Raw genomic sequence first — 23,279 nt, 5'->3', positions numbered from 1 at the left:
GATGACTGCCACAAAAACGGGTAACAAAAGTGTCTATAACCAGAGCAGAAATGTCCACATTGATTATTTGCACGGCGTCACACTTTGCGATGCCATAGCATTTTAATCCATAAGATTAGCGGATCCTACCTGACGGTTTTTATCCCCACTCACTACTGTTTCTCCATACCCGTATTTCTGGATGGAGCAAGAGGATGGCAATTGCAATTGGCCTCGATTTTGGCAGTGATTCTGTGCGCGCGCTGGCTGTGGAATGCGCCACCGGCGAAGAAATCGCCACCAGCGTTGAGTGGTACCCGCGCTGGCAGGAAGGACGTTTTTGTGACGCCCCGAACAACCGGTTCCGCCATCACCCCCGCGACTACATGGAGTCGATGGAAGCCGCACTGAAAAGCGTATTGGCGGAACTCAGCGTGGCGCAACGTGCCGAGGTCGTTGGGATTGGCGTCGACAGTACGGGCTCAACGCCAGCGCCGATTGACGCCGATGGCAACGTGCTGGCACTCCGGGAAGAGTTCGCGGAAAACCCAAACGCGATGTTCGTCCTGTGGAAAGACCACACGTCAGTGGAAGAAGCCGAAGCCATTACCCGTCTGTGCCATACGCCGGGCAACGTCGATTACTCCCGTTACATCGGCGGCATTTACTCCAGCGAATGGTTCTGGGCCAAGATCCTTCATGTCACCCGCGAAGACCGCGCAGTTGCCCAGGCTGCCGTCTCGTGGGTTGAGCTGTGCGACTGGGTGCCAGCCCTCCTTTCTGGTACTACGCGCCCGCAGGATATCCGCCGGGGTCGTTGCAGCGCCGGGCACAAATCATTATGGCATGAAAGCTGGGGCGGTCTGCCGCCTGCCAGTTTCTTCGACGAGCTCGATCCGCTGATTAACCAGCATTTGCAATACCCCCTGTTCACCGACACGTTCACTGCCGATCTGCCAGTTGGTACGCTGTGCGCCGAGTGGGCGCAGCGCCTTGGTCTGCCGGAGAACGTCGTCATCTCTGGCGGCGCGTTCGACTGCCACATGGGTGCCGTCGGCGCGGGCGCACAGCCCAATGCGCTGGTGAAAGTCATTGGAACCTCCACCTGCGACATCCTGATTGCGGACAAACAGAGCGTCGGCGAGCGCGCCGTGAAAGGCATTTGTGGGCAAGTCGATGGCAGTGTGGTCCCCTGTTTTATCGGTCTGGAGGCCGGACAGTCTGCCTTTGGCGATATCTACGCGTGGTTTGGTCGCATTCTCGGCTGGCCGCTGGAGCAACTCGCCGCGCAGCATCCGGAACTGAAAGCGCAGATCAGCGCCAGCCAAAAACAACTGCTGCCCGCGCTGACCGACGCCTGGGCGAAAAACCCATCGCTGGATCACCTGCCGGTGGTGCTTGACTGGTTTAACGGCCGCCGCACGCCGAACGCAAACCAACGTCTGAAAGGGGTGGTGACCGATCTGAATCTGGCCACGGATGCCCCGGCGCTGTTCGGCGGTCTGATAGCCGCAACCGCCTTTGGCGCAAGAGCCATTATGGAATGCTTTACCGAACAAGGTATTGCGGTTAACAACGTCATGGCGCTGGGCGGCATCGCCAGGAAAAACAAGGTCATTATGCAGGCCTGCTGCGATGTCCTGAACCGTCCACTACAAATCGTCGCCTCCGATCAGTGCTGTGCGCTGGGCGCAGCCATCTTCGCCGCCGTGGCTGCCGGGGTGCATGCCGATATTCCTGCGGCGCAGCAGAAAATGGCCAGCGCGGTGGAAAACACGCTGCAACCTCGCCCCGACCAGGCACAACGTTTCGAACAGCTTTATCGCCGCTACCAGCAGTGGGCGGTAAGCGCTGAGCAACATTATCTTCCGACTGCCACCCCGGTTAATACTGCGCCGGCTGACCAGGCAACCCTGACTCACTAAGGACACGACAATGACTATTTTTGATAACTATGAAGTGTGGTTTGTAATTGGCAGCCAGCATTTGTACGGCCCTGAGACGCTGCGTCAGGTTACTCAGCACGCGGAGCACGTCGTCAAAGCGCTGAATACCGAAGCGAAACTACCCTGCAAGCTGGTGTTAAAACCACTGGGGACCACACCGGATGAAATCACCGCCATTTGCCGTGACGCGAACTATGACGATCGTTGTGCGGGTCTGGTGGTCTGGCTGCATACCTTCTCTCCAGCCAAAATGTGGATCAACGGCCTGACTATCCTCAATAAACCGCTGCTGCAATTCCACACCCAGTTCAATGCGGCCCTTCCGTGGGACAGCATCGACATGGACTTTATGAACCTCAACCAGACTGCGCACGGCGGTCGTGAGTTCGGCTTTATCGGCGCACGCATGCGCCAGCAACATGCGGTAGTCACCGGTCACTGGCAGGATCAACAGGCTCATGCCCGTATCGGTTCCTGGATGCGTCATGCGGTGTCGAAACAGGATACCCGTCATCTGAAAGTGTGCCGCTTTGGCGACAACATGCGTGAAGTGGCGGTTACCGATGGCGATAAAGTCGCCGCGCAGATCAAGTTCGGCTTCTCGGTCAACACCTGGGCAGTGGGCGATCTGGTGCAGGTGGTGAATTCCATCAGCGACGGCGACATCAATGCCCTGATTGACGAATACGAAAATAGCTACACCCTGACCGCCGCCACTCAGGTTCACGGTGAAAAACGCCAGAACGTGCTGGAAGCGGCGCGTATTGAACTGGGTATGAAGCGCTTTCTGGAGCAGGGCGGCTTCCACGCCTTCACGACCACCTTTGAAGATTTGCACGGTCTGAAACAGCTTCCGGGTCTGGCCGTACAACGCCTGATGCAGCAGGGCTATGGCTTTGCTGGCGAAGGCGACTGGAAAACTGCCGCTCTGCTTCGCATCATGAAAGTGATGTCAACCGGTCTGCAGGGCGGCACCTCCTTTATGGAGGATTACACCTATCACTTCGAGAAAGGCAACGATCTGGTGCTCGGCTCCCACATGCTGGAAGTGTGTCCGTCGATCGCGGTGGACGAAAAACCGATCCTTGATGTTCAGCATCTCGGCATTGGCGGTAAAGACGATCCTGCCCGTCTGATCTTCAATACGCAGACCGGTCCGGCGATCGTGGCCAGCCTGATCGACCTAGGCGATCGCTATCGTCTGCTGGTCAACTGCATCGACACCGTGAAAACCCCGCATGCGCTACCGAAACTGCCGGTCGCCAACGCGCTGTGGAAAGCCCAACCGGACCTGCCGACCGCGTCTGAAGCGTGGATCCTGGCCGGTGGCGCGCACCATACCGTCTTCAGCCATGCGCTGGATCTCAACGACATGCGTCAGTTCGCCGAAATGCACGATATCGAAATCACCGTGATTGATAACGATACCCGCCTGCCCGCCTTCAAGGACGCGCTGCGCTGGAACGACATGTATTACGGCTTTAAACGTTAAGCAAATGGTTGCCTGATGGCGCTTTGCTGAATCAGGCCTACATCTCTGTGTAGGCCTGATAACGCGTTTACACCGTCATCAGGCAGGGAGAAAAACATGCTAGAAGATCTCAAACGCCAGGTACTGGCAGCGAATCTGGCGCTGCCAAAGCACAACCTGGTCACGCTCACCTGGGGGAACGTCAGTGCCGTCGATCGCGACCACGGCGTCTTTGTCATTAAACCTTCCGGCGTGGATTACAGCGTGATGACCGCTGACGATATGGTGGTTGTCAGCATCGCGACGGGTGAAGTGATTGAAGGTCAGAAAAAGCCCTCGTCCGATACGCCGACGCATCGTCTGCTGTACCAGGCTTTTCCCACCATTGGTGGTATTGTGCATACCCATTCGCGCCACGCGACCATCTGGGCGCAGGCCGGACAGTCCATTCCGGCAACGGGCACCACGCATGCCGACTATTTCTACGGCCCCATCCCTTGCACCCGCAAAATGACCAGCCACGAGATCAACGGCGAGTATGAATGGGAAACCGGCAAGGTGATCGTCGAAACCTTTAAGATGCATGGAATAGACGCCGCGCAAATGCCAGGCGTACTGGTGCATTCACACGGTCCCTTTGCGTGGGGGAAAAATGCCGAAGACGCGGTGCATAACGCCATCGTCTTAGAAGAGGTTGCCTACATGGGCATTTTCTGCCGCCAGCTCGCGCCACAGTTACCCGAGATGCAGCAAACGTTGCTGGATAAGCATTACCTGCGCAAGCACGGAGCGAAAGCCTATTACGGGCAGTAGCAGCGCCGATAACTGTATAAAACCCCAGCACAACACGTTGAACCAGGCTATAATCATGCCTGGTTTTTTTGATGGATAAACAGCGTGGCGCAGGCAGGTTTTATCTTAACCCGGCACTGGCGGGATACGTCGCAGGGAACTGAAGTCTCCTTCTGGCTGGCAACAGACAGCGGGCCTTTGCAGGTCACGCTTGCGCCGCAGGAGTCCGTTGCGTTTATCCCTACCGCGCTAACCGCCCGCGTCACGTCGTTATTAAGCAGTGAAAATGGTTATCGTCTGACGCCGCTCAACCTCAAAGATTTTCATCGTCAGCCGGTTTCGGGTCTTTACTGCCGTTCGCATCGCCAGTTGATGCGACTGGAAAAGCTGTTGCGTGAGAATGGCGTGACGGTTTATGAAGGCGATGTCCGCCCGCCTGAACGCTATCTGATGGAACGCTTTATCACCTCGCCAGTGTGGGTCGAAGGTGAGACGCGCAACGGTGCGATCGTCAATGCGCGATTAAAGCCCCATCCCGACTATCGTCCACCGCTCAAATGGTTGTCTCTGGACATTGAAACCACCCGCCACGGCGAGTTGTACTGCATTGGGCTTGAAGGCTGCGGGCAGCGCATTGTCTATATGCTCGGCCCCGAAAATGGCGATTCCTCAGCGCTCGATTTCCAGCTTGAGTACGTCAACAGCCGCCCACAACTGTTGGAAAAGCTTAACGAGTGGGTTGCCCGCTACGATCCCGACCTCATCATCGGCTGGAATCTGGTGCAGTTCGACCTGCGCGTGTTGCAAAAACATGCTGAACGCTACCGTATCCCGCTGCGTTTTGGCCGCGATAACAGCGAACTCGAGTGGCGTGAGCACGGTTTTAAAAATGGCGTTTTTTTCGCCCAGGCGAAAGGGCGGCTGATCGTTGACGGCATTGAGGCGCTGAAGTCTGCCTTCTGGAATTTCTCGTCGTTTTCGCTGGAGACCGTTTCGCAAGAACTGCTGGGGGAAGGTAAATCGATCGATAATCCCTGGGATCGCATGGATGAGATCGACAGACGTTTTGCCGAAGATAAACCCGCGCTCGCCACCTACAATCTGAAAGATTGCGAGCTGGTGACACGAGTCTTTCATAAAACCGAGATCGTGCCGTTCCTGTTAGAACGATCCACGGTTAACGGATTACCTGTCGATCGTCACGGCGGTTCGGTCGCCGCGTTTGGCCATCTCTATTTTCCACGTATGCATCGCGCCGGTTACGTTGCGCCGAACCTTGGTGAAGTGCCGCCCCACGCCAGCCCCGGCGGTTACGTGATGGATTCGCGTCCCGGCTTGTATGATTCGGTGCTGGTGCTGGATTACAAAAGCCTGTACCCCTCGATCATTCGCACCTTTTTGATCGACCCAGTCGGACTGGTGGAAGGGATGGCGCACCCGGATCCCGAACACAGCACCGAAGGATTTCTCGACGCCTGGTTCTCGCGGGAAAAACACTGCCTGCCAGAGATCGTGACGTCGATCTGGCAGGGGCGTGACGACACCAAACGGCACGGTAATAAACCGCTTTCTCAGGCGCTGAAGATCATCATGAATGCCTTTTACGGTGTACTCGGCACAACGGCCTGCCGCTTTTTCGATCCGCGCCTGGCGTCGTCGATCACCATGCGCGGTCACGCGATCATGCGTCAGACCAAAGCGCTCATTGAAGCCCAGGGCTATGACGTGATTTATGGCGACACCGACTCCACCTTCGTCTGGCTGAAGCGCGCCCACACAGAAGAGGAAGCGGCGAAAATTGGTCGCGCGTTAGTAGCACACGTCAACGCCTGGTGGACGCAATCGCTTCAGGAGAAGAACCTTACCAGCGCGCTGGAACTGGAGTATGAAACGCATTTCTGCCGCTTTCTGATGCCCACCATTCGTGGCGCGGATACCGGCAGCAAAAAACGCTACGCGGGTTTGATTCAGGAAGGAGAAAACCAGCGGATGGTGTTTAAAGGGCTGGAAACCGTGCGTACCGACTGGACACCGCTGGCGCAGCAGTTCCAGCAAGAATTGTATCTGCGCATATTTCGTCACGAACCGTATCAGGATTACGTACGTGAAACCATTGATCGGCTGATGGCGGGCGAACTGGACGAGCGTCTGGTCTATCGCAAGCGTCTGCGTCGACCATTAAGCGAGTACCAGCGCAACGTTCCGCCACACGTACGCGCCGCCAGACTGGCTGATGAAGAAAACCTGAAGCGGGGACGCCCGGCGCAGTACCAGAACCGCGGCACCATTCACTATGTCTGGACCCTGAACGGCCCAGAGCCAAAGGATTATCAACACTCGCCGCTGGATTACGAGCATTACCTGACGCGACAGCTCCAGCCCGTCGCGGAAGGAATTCTTCCCTTCATTGATGATAACTTTGCTACACTACTGACAGGCCAATTAGGGTTATTTTGACGCGTGACGAATCCATCGCCATCCATTACCATAGCGCCCTTTCCATTCCTGGACCCCATTTACCGTTCTGCCATAGCATCTCCCTGGCAGAGGGTGGTTATTGCCTGCAATTAAAGATATAGAGCCGAACAAATATGCCTTTTACACTTGGTCAACGCTGGATCAGCGATACAGAAAGCGAACTGGGACTTGGAACCGTTGTCGCCATGGATGCGCGCACCGTCACTTTGCTTTTCCCCTCCACCGGTGAAAACCGTCTGTATGCGCGCAGTGACTCCCCCGTGACCCGCGTGATGTTCAACCCTGGCGATACCATTACCAGCCATGAAGGCTGGCAGCTGCAAATCGATGAAGTAAAAGAAGAAAATGGTTTGCTTGCCTACATTGGCACCCGTCTTGATACCGAAGAAACCAGCGTCACGCTGCGTGAAGTCCTGCTCGACAGCAAACTGGCGTTCAGCAAACCGCAGGATCGCTTGTTTGCTGGTCAGATTGACCGCATGGATCGGTTTGCGCTGCGCTACCGCGCACGTAAATTTCAAAGTGAACAGTACCGCATGCCATGGAGCGGTCTGCGCGGCCAGCGCACCAGCCTGATCCCTCATCAGCTCAACATCGCCCACGATGTGGGTCGCCGTCATGCGCCGCGCGTACTGCTGGCAGATGAAGTGGGTCTGGGCAAAACCATTGAAGCCGGGATGATCCTGCATCAACAACTGCTTTCTGGCGCGGCAGAACGCGTGCTGATTATTGTGCCAGAAACCTTGCAGCATCAGTGGCTGGTCGAAATGCTGCGCCGTTTCAATCTGCGTTTCGCCCTGTTTGACGACGAACGCTACGCCGAAGCGCAGCACGATGCGTTTAACCCGTTCGAAACCGAACAACTGGTGATCTGTTCTCTGGACTTCGCCCGCCGTAACAAGCAGCGTCTGGAACACCTGTGCGATGCCGAGTGGGATCTGCTGGTTGTCGATGAAGCCCACCACCTCGTCTGGAGCGAAGAGGCGCCGAGCCGTGAATATGTGGCGATAGAACAACTGGCGGAACGCGTGCCAGGCGTACTGTTGCTGACCGCCACCCCGGAACAACTGGGTATGGAAAGCCACTTTGCGCGTCTGCGCCTGCTGGATCCCAACCGTTTCCACGATTTCGCACAGTTTGTTGAAGAGCAGAAAAATTATCGCCCGGTTGCCGACGCCGTCGCTATGCTGCTGGCCGGTAACAAGCTCAGCAATGAAGAGCTCAACATGCTGGGCGAACTGATTGGCGAGCAGGATATTGAACCGCTGCTGCAAACGGCAAACAGCGACCGCGACGGTGCGCAGAACGCACGTCAGGAGCTGGTTTCCATGCTGATGGACCGCCACGGCACCAGCCGCGTGCTGTTCCGTAACACCCGTAACGGCGTAAAAGGCTTCCCGAAACGCGAACTGCACACCATTAAGCTGCCGCTGCCGACGCAGTATCAGACTGCCATTAAAGTGTCCGGCATCATGGGTGCCCGCAAAAACGCCGAAGACAGAGCGCGCGATATGCTCTATCCGGAACAGATTTATCAGGAATTTGAAGGGGATACCTGCACCTGGTGGAACTTCGACCCACGCGTTGAGTGGCTGATGGGCTACCTGACCAGCCATCGCTCACAGAAAGTGCTGGTGATCTGTGCGAAGGCGGCTACCGCCCTGCAGCTGGAGCAAGTGCTGCGCGAGCGCGAAGGTATCCGCGCGGCGGTCTTCCACGAAGGGATGTCGATTATCGAACGTGACCGCGCCGCCGCCTGGTTCGGCGAAGAGGACAGCGGTGCACAGGTGCTGCTGTGTTCAGAAATTGGCTCGGAAGGTCGTAACTTCCAGTTTGCCAGCAACCTGGTGATGTTCGACCTGCCATTTAACCCGGACCTGCTGGAACAACGTATTGGTCGTCTCGACCGCATCGGCCAGGCGCACGATATCCAAATCCATGTCCCGTATTTAGAGAAAACCGCCCAGTCGGTGCTGGTTCGCTGGTATCACGAAGGCCTGGATGCGTTCGAACATACCTGCCCGACCGGTCGTGCTATTTATGACACGGTTTACAGCAACCTGATTAACTACCTGGCGGCGCCCGAAGAGACCGATGGCTTTGAGGATCTGATCAAAAGCTGTCGCGAACAACACGAAGCGCTGAAAGCGCAGCTGGAACAGGGCCGCGACCGTCTGCTGGAGATCCACTCCAACGGCGGCGAAAAAGCGCAGCAACTGGCCGAAAGTATTGAAGAGCAGGACGACGACACCAGCCTTATCGCCTTTGCCATGAACCTGTTTGATATCGTGGGGATTAACCAGGACGATCGTGGTGAAAACCTGATTGTACTGACCCCATCCGATCACATGCTGGTGCCGGACTTCCCGGGGCTGCCAGAAGACGGTTGTACCATTACCTTTGAACGTGACGTGGCGCTGTCGCGTGAAGACGCGCAGTTTATTACCTGGGAACATCCGCTGATCCGTAACGGGCTGGATCTGATCCTCTCTGGTGATACCGGTAGCAGTACCATTTCCTTGTTGAAGAATAAGGCGCTGCCGGTCGGTACGCTGCTTCTGGAGCTGGTATACGTTGTGGAAGCCCAGGCACCGAAGCAGTTGCAGCTTAACCGCTTCCTGCCGCCGACGCCGGTGCGCATGCTGCTGGATAAAAACGGCAACAACCTCGCGGCGCAGGTGGAGTTTGAAACCTTCAACCGCCAGTTGAGTGCCGTAAACCGCCACACCGGCAGCAAACTGGTTAATGCGGTGCAGCAGGATGTTCATGCGATTCTGCAACTGGGTGAAGCGCAGGTTGAGAAGTCCGCCCGCGCCCTGATTGACGCGGCGCGTAATGAAGCGGATGAAAAACTGTCTGCAGAACTGTCGCGCCTGGAAGCGCTGCGCGCCGTCAACCCGAACATTCGTGATGATGAACTCGCGGCCATTGAAAGCAACCGTCAACAGGTGCTGGAAAGCCTGAATCAGGCAGGATGGCGTCTGGATGCGCTTCGTCTTATCGTCGTCACGCATCAGTAACGGAGTCAAATATGGCGATGGAAAACTACAATCCGCCGCAGGATCCCTGGCTGGTGATCCTGTATCAGGATGAGCACATTATGGTGGTCAACAAGCCAAGCGGCCTGTTATCCGTGCCGGGGCGTCTTGAGGAACACAAAGACAGCGTGATGACGCGTATCCAACGCGACTATCCACAGGCTGAATCTGTGCATCGTCTGGATATGGCAACCAGCGGCGTAATTGTAGTGGCCCTCACCAAGGCGGCAGAGCGAGAGCTGAAGCGTCAGTTTCGCGAGCGCGAGCCGAAAAAACAGTATGTGGCGCGGGTATGGGGACATCCTGCGCCCGCAGAGGGACTGGTGGATTTACCGCTCATCTGCGACTGGCCGAATCGTCCGAAACAGAAAGTGTGTTATGAAACCGGCAAAGCAGCGCAGACCGAATATGAAGTGGTGGAGTTTGCGGAAGATAACACCGCGCGAGTAATGTTGAAGCCCATCACCGGACGTTCGCACCAACTGCGCGTACATATGCTGGCGTTAGGCCACCCCATTCTCGGCGACCGTTTTTATGCCCCGCCTGAGGCGCTGGCGATGGCCCCCCGACTGCAACTGCATGCCGAGATGCTGACCATCACCCATCCCGCATACGGCAACAGCATGACGTTTAAAGCGCCAGCGGATTTTTAATCTTATAACGTAGCCCCTTTGAATTACGCTCGCGAATAGACACAAATCATTCGAGATGCATCGAGGCGGCAAGCGAAGAAATCCCCAGGAGCATAGATAACTATGTGACTGGGGTTTCACAGCGCGGCCAACAAAGAGGCAGCTTGAAGGATGCCGTGTATATTTATTTAAAGCCTTTCTGCTCTTTGATCAGCTCGTAAGCCTTCTGAATTTCCTGCGCTTTTTGCTTCGCCATTTCCATCATTTCCGGCGGCAGACCTTTCGCCACCAGCTTATCCGGATGGTGCTCGCTCATCTGCTTACGATAAGCACGTTTAATGGTAGTCGCATCGTCAGTAGATTTAACCCCGAGGACGTTGCAGGCGTCCTCCAGCGTCGGGCCGCGTTGCGCCTGCTGCCAGCCACCGCCGCCGGACTGCTGCTGATAACCACCGCCAAACTGGGCTCCCCCTTGCATCATGCGCAGGAACTGATCGAACTGAGTGCGGGAAATGCCCAACTCTTCGGCAATCACATACAGCACTTCACGCTCGTTGGGATGCAGTGAACCATCGGCAAACGCCGCCTGAATCTGAATTTCAAGAAACATACGAATAAGATCGAAGCGACCAAAACAGACGCTACGAAACTGGCGCATTTTTTCACGTAACGGGTAATTATCTGATTTTCCGATACGAAACGCATTTTGCGCAGCCGATCGCGATTCACCGTGCAAATTCATCCTGTCCATCAGCACATTGGCGACATGGATATCGGCTTCGGTAACCCGTCCTTTCGATTTGGTTAAGTGCCCCATCACCTCAAAGGTGGTGGCAAAAAACAGCGCCTGACGCTCACGCTGGTTGGCAAACCACGCCATTTTGCGGCTGCGGGCTTTGTCGAACATGTGGCCAACCAACAGCCCCAGCACCACGCCCCAAAAGCCGCCGCCCATGAGCAGAGCCACGGCCACACCAATTATTTTTCCCCAGTACTGCATAGACTCCCCAATTTGTCTCACTCTCGGTGAGGCCAGGTCCCACAAAATAAGCTGCTTTTAACGATCTTTCGGCTACGGTCAATTGTGGGACATCGCCTATAATTTGCATTATCATACCTGTCATTCACAGCCGTGACTAACACCACAGACGCTATAGCGGCAGGATTAACACTAGCGCTACGAACATGAGTAAGTTAGGCTGTGGCGGTTTGTCACGCGCGACGCTACTGATGATGGAACAATAAAATACAACGTATGAAAAAACGTATTCCCACCCTCCTGGCCACCATGATTGCCACTGCCCTTTACAGTCAACAGGGTCTGGCAGCCAGTCTCGCCTCACAATGTATGTTAGGCGTGCCAAGCTATGACCGTCCTCTGGTGCAGGGCGAGACAAATGAACTCCCCGTCACGATTAATGCCGATCATGCGAAAGGAAATTATCCTGACGACGCGGTGTTTACCGGCAATGTGGATATCATGCAGGGCAACAGCCGTCTGCAGGCCGACGAGGTGCAGCTTCATCAGAAAGAGGCTCAGGGTCAGCCTGAGCCTGTACGTACCGTCGATGCGCTCGGCAACGTCCATTACGATGACAACCAGGTTATCCTGAAAGGACCGAAGGGCTGGGCGAACCTGAACACCAAAGACACCAACGTCTGGGAAGGCGACTACCAGATGGTAGGCCGTCAGGGCCGCGGTAAAGCGGATCTGATGAAACAGCGCGGCGAAAACCGCTATACCATTCTTGAGAACGGGAGTTTCACCTCCTGTCTGCCAGGTTCTGATACCTGGAGCGTCGTCGGTAGCGAAGTGATCCATGACCGTGAAGAACAGGTCGCAGAAATCTGGAACGCCCGCTTTAAGCTGGGTCCGGTTCCTGTCTTTTACAGTCCGTATTTGCAATTGCCGGTCGGGGATAAACGCCGCTCCGGTTTCCTGATCCCCAACGCCAAGTACACGACAAAGAACTATTTTGAGTTCTATCTGCCGTATTACTGGAACATTGCGCCAAACATGGATGCGACCCTGACGCCGCACTATATGCACCGTCGCGGCGGCGTAATGTGGGAGAACGAATTCCGCTACCTGAGCCAGGCGGGCGCCGGTATTATGGAATTCGACTATCTGAACTCCGATCGCGTCTACGACGATGAGCATCCGAACGATGACAACTCGCGCCGCTGGCTGTTTTACTGGCGACATGCGGGAGTGATGGATCAGGTGTGGCGTTTCAACGTCGACTACACCAAAGTGAGCGACTCCAGCTACTTTAATGATTTCGATAACAAGTACGGTTCAAGTACCGACGGTTACGCGACGCAGAAATTCAGCGTCGGCTATGCGGTGCAGAACTTTGACGCCACTGTCTCAACCAAACAGTTCCAGGTGTTCAGCGATCAAAACACCAGCAGTTATTCCGCTGAACCACAGTTAGACGTCAACTTCTATCAGAACGACCTGGGTCCGTTTGATACCCGTATTTATGGCCAGGCCGTGCATTTTGTGAATACCAAAGACAACATGCCGGAAGCGACGCGCCTGCACCTGGAGCCGACTGTCAGCCTGCCGTTGTCAAACCAGTGGGGCAGCATCAATACCGAAGCGAAACTGCTGGCAACCCATTATCAGCAAACCAATCTGGACTGGTATAACAACCGTAATACCACTCAGTTGGATGATACCGCCAACCGTGTGATGCCGCAGTTCAAAGTCGACGGCAAGATGGTGTTTGAACGGGATATGAACATGCTCGCGCCGGGTTATACCCAGACGCTGGAGCCGCGCGCGCAGTATCTGTACGTGCCGTATCGCGACCAGAGCAACATCTACAACTACGACTCTTCCCTGCTGCAATCTGACTATACCGGCCTGTTCCGTGACCGCAGCTATGGCGGTCTGGACCGCATTGCCTCCGCCAACCAGGTCACGACGGGCGTCACATCTCGCATATATGATGAGACAGCAGTTGAACGTTTTAACGTTTCTGTTGGTCAAATCTACTATTTCACGGAGTCTCGCACTGGCGATGACAACATCCAATGGGAGAATGATGACCAGACAGGTTCATTAGTATGGGCGGGTGACACCTACTGGCGTATTTCGGATCGTTGGGGCCTGCGTGGCGGTATTCAGTACGACACCCGTCTGGATAGCGTCGCCACCAGCAGTTCCAGTATCGAATATCGTCGTGATGAAGACCGTCTGGTTCAGTTGAACTACCGTTACGCCAGCCCGGAGTATATTCAGGCGACATTGCCAGCAAGATATTCCACGGCAGAGCAGTACAAAAACGGGATTAGCCAGATCGGTACCGTCGCCAGTTGGCCGATTGCCGATCGCTGGTCGATTGTGGGTGCCTACTACTTCGACACTAACGTGAATAAACCCGCCGACCAGATGTTAGGTGTGCAGTACAACTCCTGCTGTTATGCGATCCGCGTCGGTTACGAGCGTAAGCTGAACGGTTGGGATAGCGATAAAGAACACGCGGTGTATGACAACGTGATTGGCTTTAACATTGAACTTCGTGGTCTGAGTTCCAACTATGGTCTCGGCACGAGCGAGATGTTACGTTCCAACATTTTGCCGTATCAAAACTCTTTGTGATCTGATTGATTTACCACGTAATCCGCAGTGCGGTTAATTGAAATGGAAAAAGTATGAAGAACTGGAAAACGCTGCTTCTCGGTATCGCCATGATCGCGAATACCAGTTTCGCTGCCCCGCAGGTAGTCGATAAAGTCGCAGCCGTCGTAAATAACGGTGTGGTACTGGAAAGCGACGTTGATGGCCTGATGCAGTCTGTCAAATTGAACGCCAACCAGGCAGGTCAACAGCTTCCGGACGACGCTACGCTGCGTCATCAGATCCTGGAACGTCTGATCATGGATCAGATTGTCCTGCAGATGGGTCAGAAGATGGGCGTAAAAATCTCTGACGAACAGCTTGATCAGGCGATTGCCAATATCGCTAAACAGAACAACATGACGCTGGACCAGATGCGAAGCCGTCTGGCTTACGATGGTCTGAGCTACTCAACCTACCGTAATCAGATCCGCAAAGAGATGACCATCTCTGAAGTGCGTAACAACGAAGTGCGCCGCCGCGTGACGATCCTGCCGCAGGAAGTGGATGCGCTGGCGCAGCAGGTTGGCAATCAAAATGATGCCAGTACGGAGCTGAACCTGAGCCACATCCTGATCCCACTGCCGGAAAACCCAACGTCTGACCAGGTGAACGAAGCAGAATCTCAGGCGCGTTCCATTGTCGATCAAGCCCGTAACGGCAGCGACTTCGGCAAACTGGCGATCACCTACTCTGCTGACCAGCAGGCGCTGAAAGGCGGCCAGATGGGTTGGGGTCGTATTCAGGAACTGCCAGGCATTTTTGCTCAGGCGCTGAGTACCGCGAAGAAAGGCGACATCGTTGGCCCGATTCGTTCCGGTGTCGGCTTCCATATCCTGAAAGTGAATGATATGCGCGGCCAGAGCCAGAGCATCTCCGTGACCGAAGTTCATGCCCGCCATATTCTGTTGAAGCCGTCGCCGATCATGACCGATCAGCAGGCGCGTCTGAAGCTTGAGCAAATCGCCGCTGATATTAAGAGCGGTAAAACCACCTTTGCTGCCGCAGCGAAAGAGTTTTCTCAGGATCCCGGCTCGGCTAACCAGGGCGGCGATCTGGGCTGGGCGGCTGCGGACATTTTCGATCCGGCATTCCGTGATGCGTTAACCCGCATGAACAAAGGCCAGATGAGCGCACCGGTGCACTCCTCTTTCGGTTGGCACCTGATCGAACTGCTGGATACGCGTAACGTCGATAAAACCGACGCCGCGCAGAAAGATCGCGCTTACCGTATGCTGATGAACCGGAAGTTCTCAGAAGAAGCAGCAACCTGGATGCAGGAACAACGCGCCAGCGCTTACGTTAAAATCCTGGGCAATTAATGACGGTTGCTCAACGCGTAGTGATCACTCCCGGCGAACCCGCCGGGATTGGTCCGGATCTCGTCGTTCAACTTGCCCAGCGCGACTGGCCGGTTGAACTGGTGGTCTGTGCCGATGCCACGGTATTGACTGACCGGGCGACAATGCTCGGTCTTCCCCTCACGTTACGCCCTTACTCCCCGCAAAGCCCTGCTAAACCGCAGACAGCCGGCACGCTTACGCTGTTACCGGTCGCGCTTCGTGCGCCCGTCGTTCCTGGGCAGTTGGCCGTGGAGAATGGCGAGTATGTGGTGCAGACGCTGGCCCGTGCCTGTGACGGTTGTGTAGAGGGTGAATTTGCGGCGCTGATTACGGGCCCTGTGCATAAGGGCGTTATCAACGACGCGGGCGTGCCTTTCACCGGTCACACCGAGTTTTTTGAAGAGCGCTCACAGGCGAAAAAAGTGGTGATGATGCTGGCGACGGAGGAGTTACGCGTCGCACTGGCAACGACCCATCTGCCGCTGCGTGACGTCGCCGATGCCATTACACCAGCACTGCTGCACGAAGTGATTGGCATTCTGCATCACGATCTGCGCACCAAATTTGGCGTGGACGATCCGCACGTGCTGGTCTGTGGTCTGAATCCGCATGCCGGTGAAGGGGGGCATATGGGCAGCGAGGAGATCGACACGATCGTTCCGGTGCTCGATACGCTCCGCGCGCAGGGGATGAAATTGACAGGTCCATTACCCGCCGACACGTTGTTTCAGGCCAAATATCTGCAACATGCTGATGCGGTACTGGCGATGTACCACGATCAGGGTCTCCCCGTGCTAAAATACCAGGGATTTGGTCGCGGCGTGAATATCACGCTGGGCCTGCCTTTTATTCGTACCTCGGTGGATCACGGTACCGCGCTTGAACTGGCGGGCCGGGGTGAAGCTGATGTCGGCAGTTTTATTACGGCGCTTAATCTCGCCATCAAAATGATTGTTAATACCCAATGAATAATCGAGTCCATCAGGGCCACTTAGCCCGTAAACGCTTCGGGCAAAACTTCCTCAACGATCAGTTTGTGATCGACAGCATTGTCTCCGCCATTAACCCGCAGAAGGGTCAGGCGATGGTCGAAATCGGCCCCGGTCTGGCTGCGTTGACGGAGCCGGTTGGCGAACGTCTGGATGCGCTGACGGTCATTGAACTTGACCGCGATCTGGCCGCGCGTCTGCAAACGCATCCCTTCCTGGGCCCCAAGCTGACTATCTATCAGCAGGACGCCATGACCATGAATTTCGGCGAATTGTCTGAAAAGATGGGTCAACCGCTACGCGTGTTCGGTAACCTGCCTTATAACATCTCTACGCCGCTGATGTTCCACCTGTTTAGCTATACTGATGCCATTGCCGATATGCACTTTATGTTGCAAAAAGAGGTGGTGAATCGTCTGGTTGCAGGACCAAACAGTAAGGCGTATGGTCGCTTAAGCGTCATGGCGCAATATTATTGCAACGTGATCCCGGTGCTTGAAGTGCCGCCGTCCGCCTTCACGCCGCCGCCAAAAGTCGATTCCGCCGTGGTGCGCCTGGTGCCGCACACTACGATGCCCTATCCGGTCAACGATATTCGCCTGTTGAGCCGCATCACCACAGAAGCGTTCAACCAGCGCCGTAAAACGATTCGTAACAGCCTCGGCAATCTGTTCAGCGTTGAGGTCTTGACGGAACTGGGTATTGACCCGGCAATGCGAGCGGAAAATATCTCTGTCGCGCAGTACTGCCAGATGGCGAACTATCTGTCAGAACACGCGCCATCGAAGGAGAGTTAAGCATGATCAATTCGCCCCGAGTGTGTATTCAGGTCCAAAGCGTCTATATCGAGGCGCAATCCTCACCTGAAGATGACCGTTACGTTTTTGCCTACACCGTAACCATCCGCAATCTGGGGCGAGCGCCCGTGCAGCTACTGGGACGCTATTGGTTGATCACCAACGGTCATGGCCGAGAAACTGAAGTCCAGGGAGAAGGTGTGGTTGGCGTTCAGCCGCACATTGAGCCTGGCGAAGAGTACCAGTACACCAGCGGCGCTGTTATCGAAACGCCGCTGGGCACGATGCAGGGTCATTACGAAATGATTGATGAGAACGGCGTCGCCTTTACCATCGATATTCCGGTTTTCCGACTCGCCGTTTCCACTCTCATTCACTAAAACAATAGCTATGGCAACATACCTTATTGGCGACGTTCACGGTTGCTACGACGAACTGATCGCATTGCTACAACAAGTCAATTTTACCCCTGAAAGCGATACCCTGTGGCTGACGGGGGATCTGGTTGCCCGTGGCCCAGGTTCACTGGACGTGCTGCGTTATGTGAAATCACTCGGTGACTGCGTGCGCCTGGTGCTGGGTAATCACGATCTGCATCTGCTGGCGGTCTTCGCTGGTATCAGTCGTAACAAACCGAAAGACCGCCTGAGTCCGCTGCTGGAAGCGCCGGACGCAGACGAACTGCTCAACTGGCTGCGTCGCCAACCGCTGTTGCAGATAGATGAAGAGAAAAAACTGGTGATGGCGCATGCGGGTATCACACCGCAGTGGGATTTGCAGACTGCCAAAGATTGCGCGCGCGATGTTGAAGCGGTGCTGTCGAGTGACTCTTACCCCTTCTTCCTCGACGCCATGTATGGCGACATGCCAAATAACTGGACGCCGGAACTGACCGGACTGGCACGCCTGCGCTTTATCACCAACGCCTTTACCCGGATGCGTTACTGCTTCCCGAACGGGCAACTGGATATGTACAGCAAAGAGTCCCCGGAGGATGCCCCGGCACCGTTGAAACCGTGGTTTGCCATTCCCGGACCGGTCAGCGAAGCCTACAGCATTGCGTTTGGTCACTGGGCGTCTCTGGAAGGAAAAGGAACGCCGGAGGGAATCTATGCGCTGGATACCGGGTGCTGCTGGGGAGGGAATTTAACCTGCCTGCGCTGGGAAGATAAGCAGTACTTTGTGCAGCCGTCAAACCGGCAGATGGATCTGAATGAAGGCGAAGCCGTTAACGCCTGATCTGTTTGCCTGATGGCGCTACGCTTATCCGGCCTACAAACCATCTCGTAGGCCGGATAAGACGCTAAGCGTCGCCATCCGGCACTCATCGCTTAGCGACGTTCCAGAATTTCGAAGCAATAGCTGTGTGAATTCTGCCCGTCAGCGTCGTGAAACTCGCTGAACACCGATTCCCAGTCGTCCGGCTCGTAGTCCGGGAAATGCGTATCCCCTTCCACTTCCGCATCGATGTGCGTCAGATACAGTTTCTGCGCTTTGGGCAGGAACTGCTCGTACACACGACCACCGCCAATCACCATAATTTCTGGCGCATCACCACAGGCGGTAATCGCTTCATCAACCGATTTCACCCACTGCACGCGATCGTCAGTACCCGGCTGGCTGCTGATGACGATGTTCTTACGTCCCGGCAACGGTCGGCCGATGGATTCCCAGGTATGGCGTCCCATAACGACAGGTTTATTTAACGTATTACGTTTAAACCAGGCGAGATCCGCAGGCAGATTCCACGGCATGGCGTTTTCCATGCCAATAACGCGATCTACCGCTAACGCAGCAATCAGACTGATCATTGAATATTTCCCGGAGCAAAAAAAATTGTCGCCACTATACGGAAAGAGCAATCTTTCGTCGACTAACGAACAGAAGAAGAGCACGAAAATTTTCCGATCTGCTGGCGAGTCCACGACTTGTCAGTGGACTCCCGGCATTACAGTAGTTCAAAAACAATTGGTTAACAGTAAAGTTTGCAGTACATCACATTTTTGACTTAGGTTGACGGTTTAACTTCTGGCTCATCGGCAACGTCTCCCGTGTGTTTGCCTTCCTCAGTCCCCTGCCAGCCATGACGCTGAATCAACGACAGATGTTCGCGATCCTCGGTGATGATTTCGCTCAGCATCGCGCTGGTCCGTTTATAGACTGCCGCACGGGAGGTGGCATCATCTTCACCTTTCGCCATCTCTTCTACCATTTGCGTATTAAAGCGACGGAACAGGTCCGCACGTTCACGCGCTTCATAGCGGCCAAGCCCAAGACTTTCCAGCGCCAGACGCCCGGTTTTAAGCGCGCCTTCAAACGTTTCACGTTCTGGTTGCTCGACGCCTGCCTGGCGCAACCGAATGTAATGATCGACATCGCGTGCCCGGGCAATAATTTGCAGGTTCGGGAAATGGTCTTTTACCATCTCCGTCAGCTCCAGGTTGGTTTGCGGATCGTCAATGGCATTGATCAGCACTTCCGCTTTCGCCGCCCCGGCGGACTCCAGCAGGTCCATCCGCGTCGCATCACCGTAGAACACCTTCATGCCAAATTTACGCAGCGTCTCGATGTGGTCCGGATCGTGATCGAGAACGACCATCTTCACACCGCTGGAGAGCAGTAAACGACCGGTGATCTGCCCGAAGCGGCCAAATCCGGCAATAATCACCCGCGGCTGTTCTTCATCAATTTCATCGGCTTCCCGCTCTTCACCGGAAGCGGATTTCTCCATTCGCGTAAGGATGACCAGGAAAATCGGCGTCGCGGCCATCGACAGTGCCACCGCCAGCGTCAGCGCCTTCGCCCATTGTGGATCGAGCACGTTCGCCATCTGCGCCGCGCCAAAGACCACAAACGCGAACTCACTGCCCTGTCCGAGGAGTACCGCAAACCAGCGGCGCTGCTTATTCGGCACCTGTAAAGGACGGGCAATCAGCCATAGCATCCCGGTTTTAATCACCAGGAAACCGACCAGCAGAATGATGATACGGAGCGGATTATCGATAAGCGTCCCGAAGTCGATAGACATGCCGACACCGATGAAAAACAGCCCCAGCAGCAGCCCCTTAAACGGCTCGATGTCGCTTTCCAGCGCGTGGCGATACTCAGAGCTTGCCAGCAATACGCCAGCCAGGAACGCCCCCATCGCCATCGACAGCCCAACTTCTTCAAGCAACAGCCCGAAGCCAAAGACCAGAAACAGCGCCACGGCGCTGAAGACTTCGCGCAGGCCAGAACGCGCAACGAAACGCAGCGCCGGGCGGGTCACATAGCGCCCCAGCAGTACCACCAGGACTAACGCACCAGCCACTTTCAGTGCCGACAGCGCGAATGCGCCAAGCGTGGTTGACGCCCCGCTGGTCGCCAGTAGCGGAATCATTGCCACCAGCGGAATCGCCGCGATGTCCTGGAACAGCAGCACAGCAAAGGCGCTGCGTCCCATCTGCGAAACGGTCAGGTTGCGCTCATTCATCGCCTGCATAGCTATCGCCGTGGAGGAGAGCGCCAGCGTCATACCAATCAGTTCCGCCACCTGCCATCGCAGACCGAGGAACATACAAAACAGACCAATCAGGCCGCCGCAGACCACCATCTGTAGCGCGCCGCCGCCAAACACTGAAGCGCGCAGTTTCCATAGCCGCTGGGGATCAAGCTCCAGGCCAATGACAAACAGCATCAGCACCACGCCGATTTCAGCAAAGTGCAGAATAGATTCGGCATCGGTCACCAGACGTAACCCCCAGGGGCCGATGATGCACCCCGCAATGAGATAACCCAGCACCGAGCCTAAGCCCAACCGGACGGCAATCGGCACGATCAGCGCCGCCGACCCAAGATAAATCAGCGCCTGTATGAGCGTATGGCTATCCATTGTGCGCCTCCTGCCATGCCATCAGTCGTTGCTTGTAATGACGCGCCTGCGCCTGCAGCGTTTCGTCGTCGCAAATAAACGTACAGTGCATTGCAAACGGCGCAAGCCAGTTGAGCCCGCAGTAGATGGCTGTCGCCTGGAGCGGCTGTGAGAGTACGTCAAACCCCGGATGCGAGCCGATATCGAAGTGATTATCGCCGCCGCCAGTAGTCACCGCCCACATGACTTGCTTACCGCGCAGCGCGGTCCCGCCGTGACCATAGGCCCAGCCGTGGGAAAGCACTTTATCCATCCACAGTTTGAGTAGGGGGGGAACGCTGTACCATTGCATGGGATGCTGCCAGACGATCAGGTCAGCGCGAGAAAGCGCCTCTTGTTCCGCAGCGATATCGATATTGAAATCAGGGTAGAGTTCATAGAGAGAACGAACTTCGACGCCTTCCAGCGTCCTTGCCTGCTCAAGCATCCGTTTATTCGCATGCGAATGCTGCGGATAAGGATGCGCATAAATGATAAGAATCATGATTAGCCTGTTATTTTACCACTCTGTTTTATAAGAGAGTGTAGTCAGTAAACCAACAGGCTAATAGTGAATATTATTGAGCGGATGAATGGGTAAAATTGAACTAGTTATCCAGCTCGCTCATATTTTTCACCTGATCGCGGTTAATTTGCTCCGTCTGACCCGTTTCGGCATTTTTGTAGGAGACCAGGCCCGTGTCATCGTCTACCTGCGGTTTACCGTCGGTGACAATGGTTCGGCCATCGGTCGTACGCACAGCCTGGTTCGAGGAGCAGCCTGCGAGAGTAAAGACGGTTGCTGCGGCGAAAAGGGAAGCGATTAATAGTTTCTTTTGCATGGTGTTCTCCCTGCTTTTCAGTCATTTTCAGTGATATACCCATTAACTGTAGACGCACTGACTGAGGTTGAGGGGAAATACAGAACACTCTGAAGACTCACCTTAACACAACGGTTTCCTGCGAATCGTCATCGTACTGGTCTGGGCAAGCGTCAGACCGCGCGTTTCTGGCGCGAAGGCAATGGAGACCAGCAACCCGACCAACGAGATCCCCGCCCCCATCAGCATCACCTGACTAATACCATATTTAGTAATGAAAATAGGCAGCGCCCAGGTCGAGAGGATGGTACCGATACGACTCAACGACATGATAACCCCCACTGCGGAGGCGCGAATGTCGGTCGGGAACAGTTCATTGGGATAGAGCCATTGCAAATTCCCCGGTCCGCCGGAGAAAAAGGCGTACACCGCGAATGCCGTCACCACCAGCCAGATCCCCATTTCCGGGATCAGCCCCAGCACCGCCAACGCCAGCGTCATCATCACGAAGCTGCCAATTAGCAGCGGCCTCCGCCCCGCGCTGTTCAGCCAGAACATTGGCGGAATACAGCCCAGCATAAAGAACAGGCTGATCACCACATTCCCCAGCGCTGCGCTCTTCCCGGCCCCCAGTCCCAACAGGCCGACGATCTGCGGACCAAAGGTGTAAATGGCAAACATCGGGATCACCTGACAGGTCCAGATCGCGGCGACAAACAGCACAAACGGGAAGTGGCGACGATTAAACAATTGTAAAAAGCGCGTCTCCTGCGCTGTGTCTTCATCGAACGCAACCGGCTCACCGAACAGCTTGATCATCATCGCTTCACACTCTTTGACCCGGCCTTTACGCAACAGCCAGCGCGGAGACTCGGGCAGATCGAAGCGACCAATCAGGATCAACAGGCAAGGGATCGCCGCGCTGCCCAGCATCCAGCGCCAGCCGCCCTCGACGTCATAGAGCCAGTAACCAACCAGATCGGCACAGGTCGCGCCGACGTACCACATCGCCGCAATAAAGCTTATAGAGAAGGCACGTTGGCGGGTACTGGAAAATTCGGTGATCATCGAGGTGGCAATGGGATAATCCGCACCAATCACCACGCCAATCAGCACCCGCATCACCAACAGTTCAACCGGAGATGAGACAAACATAGTGGCCACCGATATCACCCCAATAGCGATGATATCGATAAGAAACATTTTGCGCCGCCCCACTTTGTCCGAGATATAACCAAACAAAGAGGTGCCGACAAACAGCCCGGCCAGCGTCCCCGCGCCTAACAGGCCAATCCACTCAGCATCCAGCTTCAGCGCAGGCGTGAGCTGTTCCAGCGCGACGCCAATCATCACCAGCACATAACCGTCCAGAAACGGTCCACCGCTTCCCCACAGCATGATTCTGCGGTGAATAGAGGAGAACTGGATGTCATCAAAGTTCCTGGGCTGTTGCATGGCAATGTCCTGTTTGCCGAC

18 protein-coding genes are annotated in these 23,279 nt (G+C 55.4%); 12 read left to right on the top strand and 6 right to left on the bottom strand.

What is annotated here, in order from left to right:
* The first annotated feature begins 194 nt into the window (after positions 1-194).
* The 6 genes from araB to rluA all read left to right on the top strand — a co-directional run bounded on the left by araB (position 195) and on the right by rluA (position 10,357).
* Positions 195-1,904: a ribulokinase gene (gene araB, locus AOY24_RS07810; RefSeq protein ID WP_054176445.1), complete on the top strand. Its 1,710-nt coding sequence runs from the start codon at positions 195-197 to the stop codon at positions 1,902-1,904.
* Positions 1,905-1,914: 10 nt separating this feature from the next.
* Entirely contained in the window at positions 1,915-3,417 is a 1,503-nt protein-coding gene (gene araA / locus AOY24_RS07805; protein WP_042997960.1) for an L-arabinose isomerase, read from the top strand.
* A 96-nt stretch (positions 3,418-3,513) separates the two neighbouring features.
* On the top strand, positions 3,514-4,209 hold the full coding sequence (gene araD / locus AOY24_RS07800; RefSeq protein WP_044255532.1) for an L-ribulose-5-phosphate 4-epimerase: 696 nt from the start codon (positions 3,514-3,516) through the stop codon (positions 4,207-4,209).
* Between the two features lie 84 nt (positions 4,210-4,293).
* A complete protein-coding gene (gene polB / locus AOY24_RS07795) occupies positions 4,294-6,645 on the top strand; it encodes a DNA polymerase II (RefSeq protein WP_054176444.1) in 2,352 nt (783 codons plus the stop codon).
* Between the two features lie 134 nt (positions 6,646-6,779).
* Entirely contained in the window at positions 6,780-9,686 is a 2,907-nt protein-coding gene (rapA, locus tag AOY24_RS07790; RefSeq protein WP_054176443.1) for an RNA polymerase-associated protein RapA, read from the top strand.
* A gap of 11 nt (positions 9,687-9,697) precedes the next feature.
* Positions 9,698-10,357 carry a bifunctional tRNA pseudouridine(32) synthase/23S rRNA pseudouridine(746) synthase RluA gene (gene rluA / locus AOY24_RS07785; RefSeq protein ID WP_044255541.1) on the top strand — a complete coding sequence of 220 codons (660 nt, stop codon included), beginning with the start codon at positions 9,698-9,700 and terminating at the stop codon, positions 10,355-10,357.
* Between the two features lie 163 nt (positions 10,358-10,520).
* Here rluA and djlA read toward each other — a convergent pair whose 3' ends face one another.
* Positions 10,521-11,336: a co-chaperone DjlA gene (djlA, locus tag AOY24_RS07780; RefSeq protein WP_054176442.1), complete on the bottom strand. Its 816-nt coding sequence runs from the start codon at positions 11,334-11,336 to the stop codon at positions 10,521-10,523.
* Between the two features lie 255 nt (positions 11,337-11,591).
* Here djlA and lptD point away from each other — a divergent pair, with 255 nt between their 5' ends.
* The 6 genes from lptD to apaH are packed head-to-tail and all read left to right on the top strand — an operon-like array spanning position 11,592 to position 18,332.
* The gene (lptD, locus tag AOY24_RS07775; RefSeq protein ID WP_044267389.1) at positions 11,592-13,946 is read left to right on the top strand and encodes an LPS assembly protein LptD; all 2,355 of its coding nucleotides are present in this window, start codon (positions 11,592-11,594) and stop codon (positions 13,944-13,946) included.
* A gap of 53 nt (positions 13,947-13,999) precedes the next feature.
* Positions 14,000-15,286 carry a peptidylprolyl isomerase SurA gene (surA, locus tag AOY24_RS07770; protein WP_054176441.1) on the top strand — a complete coding sequence of 429 codons (1,287 nt, stop codon included), beginning with the start codon at positions 14,000-14,002 and terminating at the stop codon, positions 15,284-15,286.
* Entirely contained in the window at positions 15,286-16,275 is a 990-nt protein-coding gene (gene pdxA, locus AOY24_RS07765; protein ID WP_054176440.1) for a 4-hydroxythreonine-4-phosphate dehydrogenase PdxA, read from the top strand. Before surA ends, pdxA begins: the two co-directional genes overlap by 1 nt.
* On the top strand, positions 16,272-17,093 hold the full coding sequence (gene rsmA / locus AOY24_RS07760; RefSeq protein ID WP_042997969.1) for a 16S rRNA (adenine(1518)-N(6)/adenine(1519)-N(6))-dimethyltransferase RsmA: 822 nt from the start codon (positions 16,272-16,274) through the stop codon (positions 17,091-17,093). The genes pdxA and rsmA overlap by 4 nt, the downstream gene beginning before the upstream one ends.
* A 2-nt stretch (positions 17,094-17,095) precedes the next feature.
* A complete protein-coding gene (apaG, locus tag AOY24_RS07755; RefSeq protein WP_042997970.1) occupies positions 17,096-17,473 on the top strand; it encodes a Co2+/Mg2+ efflux protein ApaG in 378 nt (125 codons plus the stop codon).
* Positions 17,474-17,483: 10 nt separating this feature from the next.
* A complete protein-coding gene (gene apaH / locus AOY24_RS07750) occupies positions 17,484-18,332 on the top strand; it encodes a bis(5'-nucleosyl)-tetraphosphatase (symmetrical) ApaH (RefSeq protein ID WP_042997971.1) in 849 nt (282 codons plus the stop codon).
* A 92-nt stretch (positions 18,333-18,424) separates the two neighbouring features.
* On the opposite strand, the gene folA is transcribed toward apaH, so the two are convergent.
* The 5 genes from folA to AOY24_RS07725 all read right to left on the bottom strand — a co-directional run bounded on the left by folA (position 18,425) and on the right by AOY24_RS07725 (position 23,258).
* Positions 18,425-18,904, bottom strand: coding sequence for a type 3 dihydrofolate reductase (gene folA / locus AOY24_RS07745; protein WP_042997972.1), 480 nt, complete (start codon positions 18,902-18,904; stop codon positions 18,425-18,427).
* Between the two features lie 197 nt (positions 18,905-19,101).
* Positions 19,102-20,964 carry a glutathione-regulated potassium-efflux system protein KefC gene (gene kefC, locus AOY24_RS07740; protein ID WP_044255555.1) on the bottom strand — a complete coding sequence of 621 codons (1,863 nt, stop codon included), beginning with the start codon at positions 20,962-20,964 and terminating at the stop codon, positions 19,102-19,104.
* Positions 20,957-21,487, bottom strand: coding sequence for a glutathione-regulated potassium-efflux system oxidoreductase KefF (gene kefF, locus AOY24_RS07735; protein WP_044255558.1), 531 nt, complete (start codon positions 21,485-21,487; stop codon positions 20,957-20,959). The genes kefC and kefF overlap by 8 nt, the downstream gene beginning before the upstream one ends.
* A gap of 103 nt (positions 21,488-21,590) precedes the next feature.
* Entirely contained in the window at positions 21,591-21,824 is a 234-nt protein-coding gene (locus AOY24_RS07730) for a YgdI/YgdR family lipoprotein (RefSeq protein WP_044255562.1), read from the bottom strand.
* Between the two features lie 102 nt (positions 21,825-21,926).
* Positions 21,927-23,258: an MFS transporter gene (locus tag AOY24_RS07725; RefSeq protein WP_044256030.1), complete on the bottom strand. Its 1,332-nt coding sequence runs from the start codon at positions 23,256-23,258 to the stop codon at positions 21,927-21,929.
* Positions 23,259-23,279 lie beyond the last annotated feature (21 nt).

The organism is Citrobacter sp. CtB7.12 (genome assembly GCF_001297795.1).
In the GTDB taxonomy this organism is placed as follows: domain Bacteria; phylum Pseudomonadota; class Gammaproteobacteria; order Enterobacterales; family Enterobacteriaceae; genus Citrobacter_A; species Citrobacter_A amalonaticus.
Note: the sequence above shows the minus strand (reverse complement) of the source record. Positions and strands in the feature narration are given on the sequence as shown.

Bases quoted from the DNA above. Each gene is read 5' to 3' on its own strand.
- araB (WP_054176445.1), top strand. From the start codon at position 195: ATGGCAATTGCAATTGGCCTCGATTTTGGCAGTGATTCTGTGCGCGCG.
- araA (WP_042997960.1), top strand. From the start codon at position 1,915: ATGACTATTTTTGATAACTATGAAGTGTGGTTTGTAATTGGCAGCCAG.
- araD (WP_044255532.1), top strand. From the start codon at position 3,514: ATGCTAGAAGATCTCAAACGCCAGGTACTGGCAGCGAATCTGGCGCTG.
- rapA (WP_054176443.1), top strand. From the start codon at position 6,780: ATGCCTTTTACACTTGGTCAACGCTGGATCAGCGATACAGAAAGCGAA.
- rluA (WP_044255541.1), top strand. From the start codon at position 9,698: ATGGCGATGGAAAACTACAATCCGCCGCAGGATCCCTGGCTGGTGATC.
- djlA (WP_054176442.1), bottom strand. From the start codon at position 11,336: ATGCAGTACTGGGGAAAAATAATTGGTGTGGCCGTGGCTCTGCTCATG.
- lptD (WP_044267389.1), top strand. From the start codon at position 11,592: ATGAAAAAACGTATTCCCACCCTCCTGGCCACCATGATTGCCACTGCC.
- surA (WP_054176441.1), top strand. From the start codon at position 14,000: ATGAAGAACTGGAAAACGCTGCTTCTCGGTATCGCCATGATCGCGAAT.
- pdxA (WP_054176440.1), top strand. From the start codon at position 15,286: ATGACGGTTGCTCAACGCGTAGTGATCACTCCCGGCGAACCCGCCGGG.
- rsmA (WP_042997969.1), top strand. From the start codon at position 16,272: ATGAATAATCGAGTCCATCAGGGCCACTTAGCCCGTAAACGCTTCGGG.
- apaG (WP_042997970.1), top strand. From the start codon at position 17,096: ATGATCAATTCGCCCCGAGTGTGTATTCAGGTCCAAAGCGTCTATATC.
- apaH (WP_042997971.1), top strand. From the start codon at position 17,484: ATGGCAACATACCTTATTGGCGACGTTCACGGTTGCTACGACGAACTG.
- folA (WP_042997972.1), bottom strand. From the start codon at position 18,904: ATGATCAGTCTGATTGCTGCGTTAGCGGTAGATCGCGTTATTGGCATG.
- kefC (WP_044255555.1), bottom strand. From the start codon at position 20,964: ATGGATAGCCATACGCTCATACAGGCGCTGATTTATCTTGGGTCGGCG.
- kefF (WP_044255558.1), bottom strand. From the start codon at position 21,487: ATGATTCTTATCATTTATGCGCATCCTTATCCGCAGCATTCGCATGCG.
- AOY24_RS07730 (WP_044255562.1), bottom strand. From the start codon at position 21,824: ATGCAAAAGAAACTATTAATCGCTTCCCTTTTCGCCGCAGCAACCGTC.
- AOY24_RS07725 (WP_044256030.1), bottom strand. From the start codon at position 23,258: ATGCAACAGCCCAGGAACTTTGATGACATCCAGTTCTCCTCTATTCAC.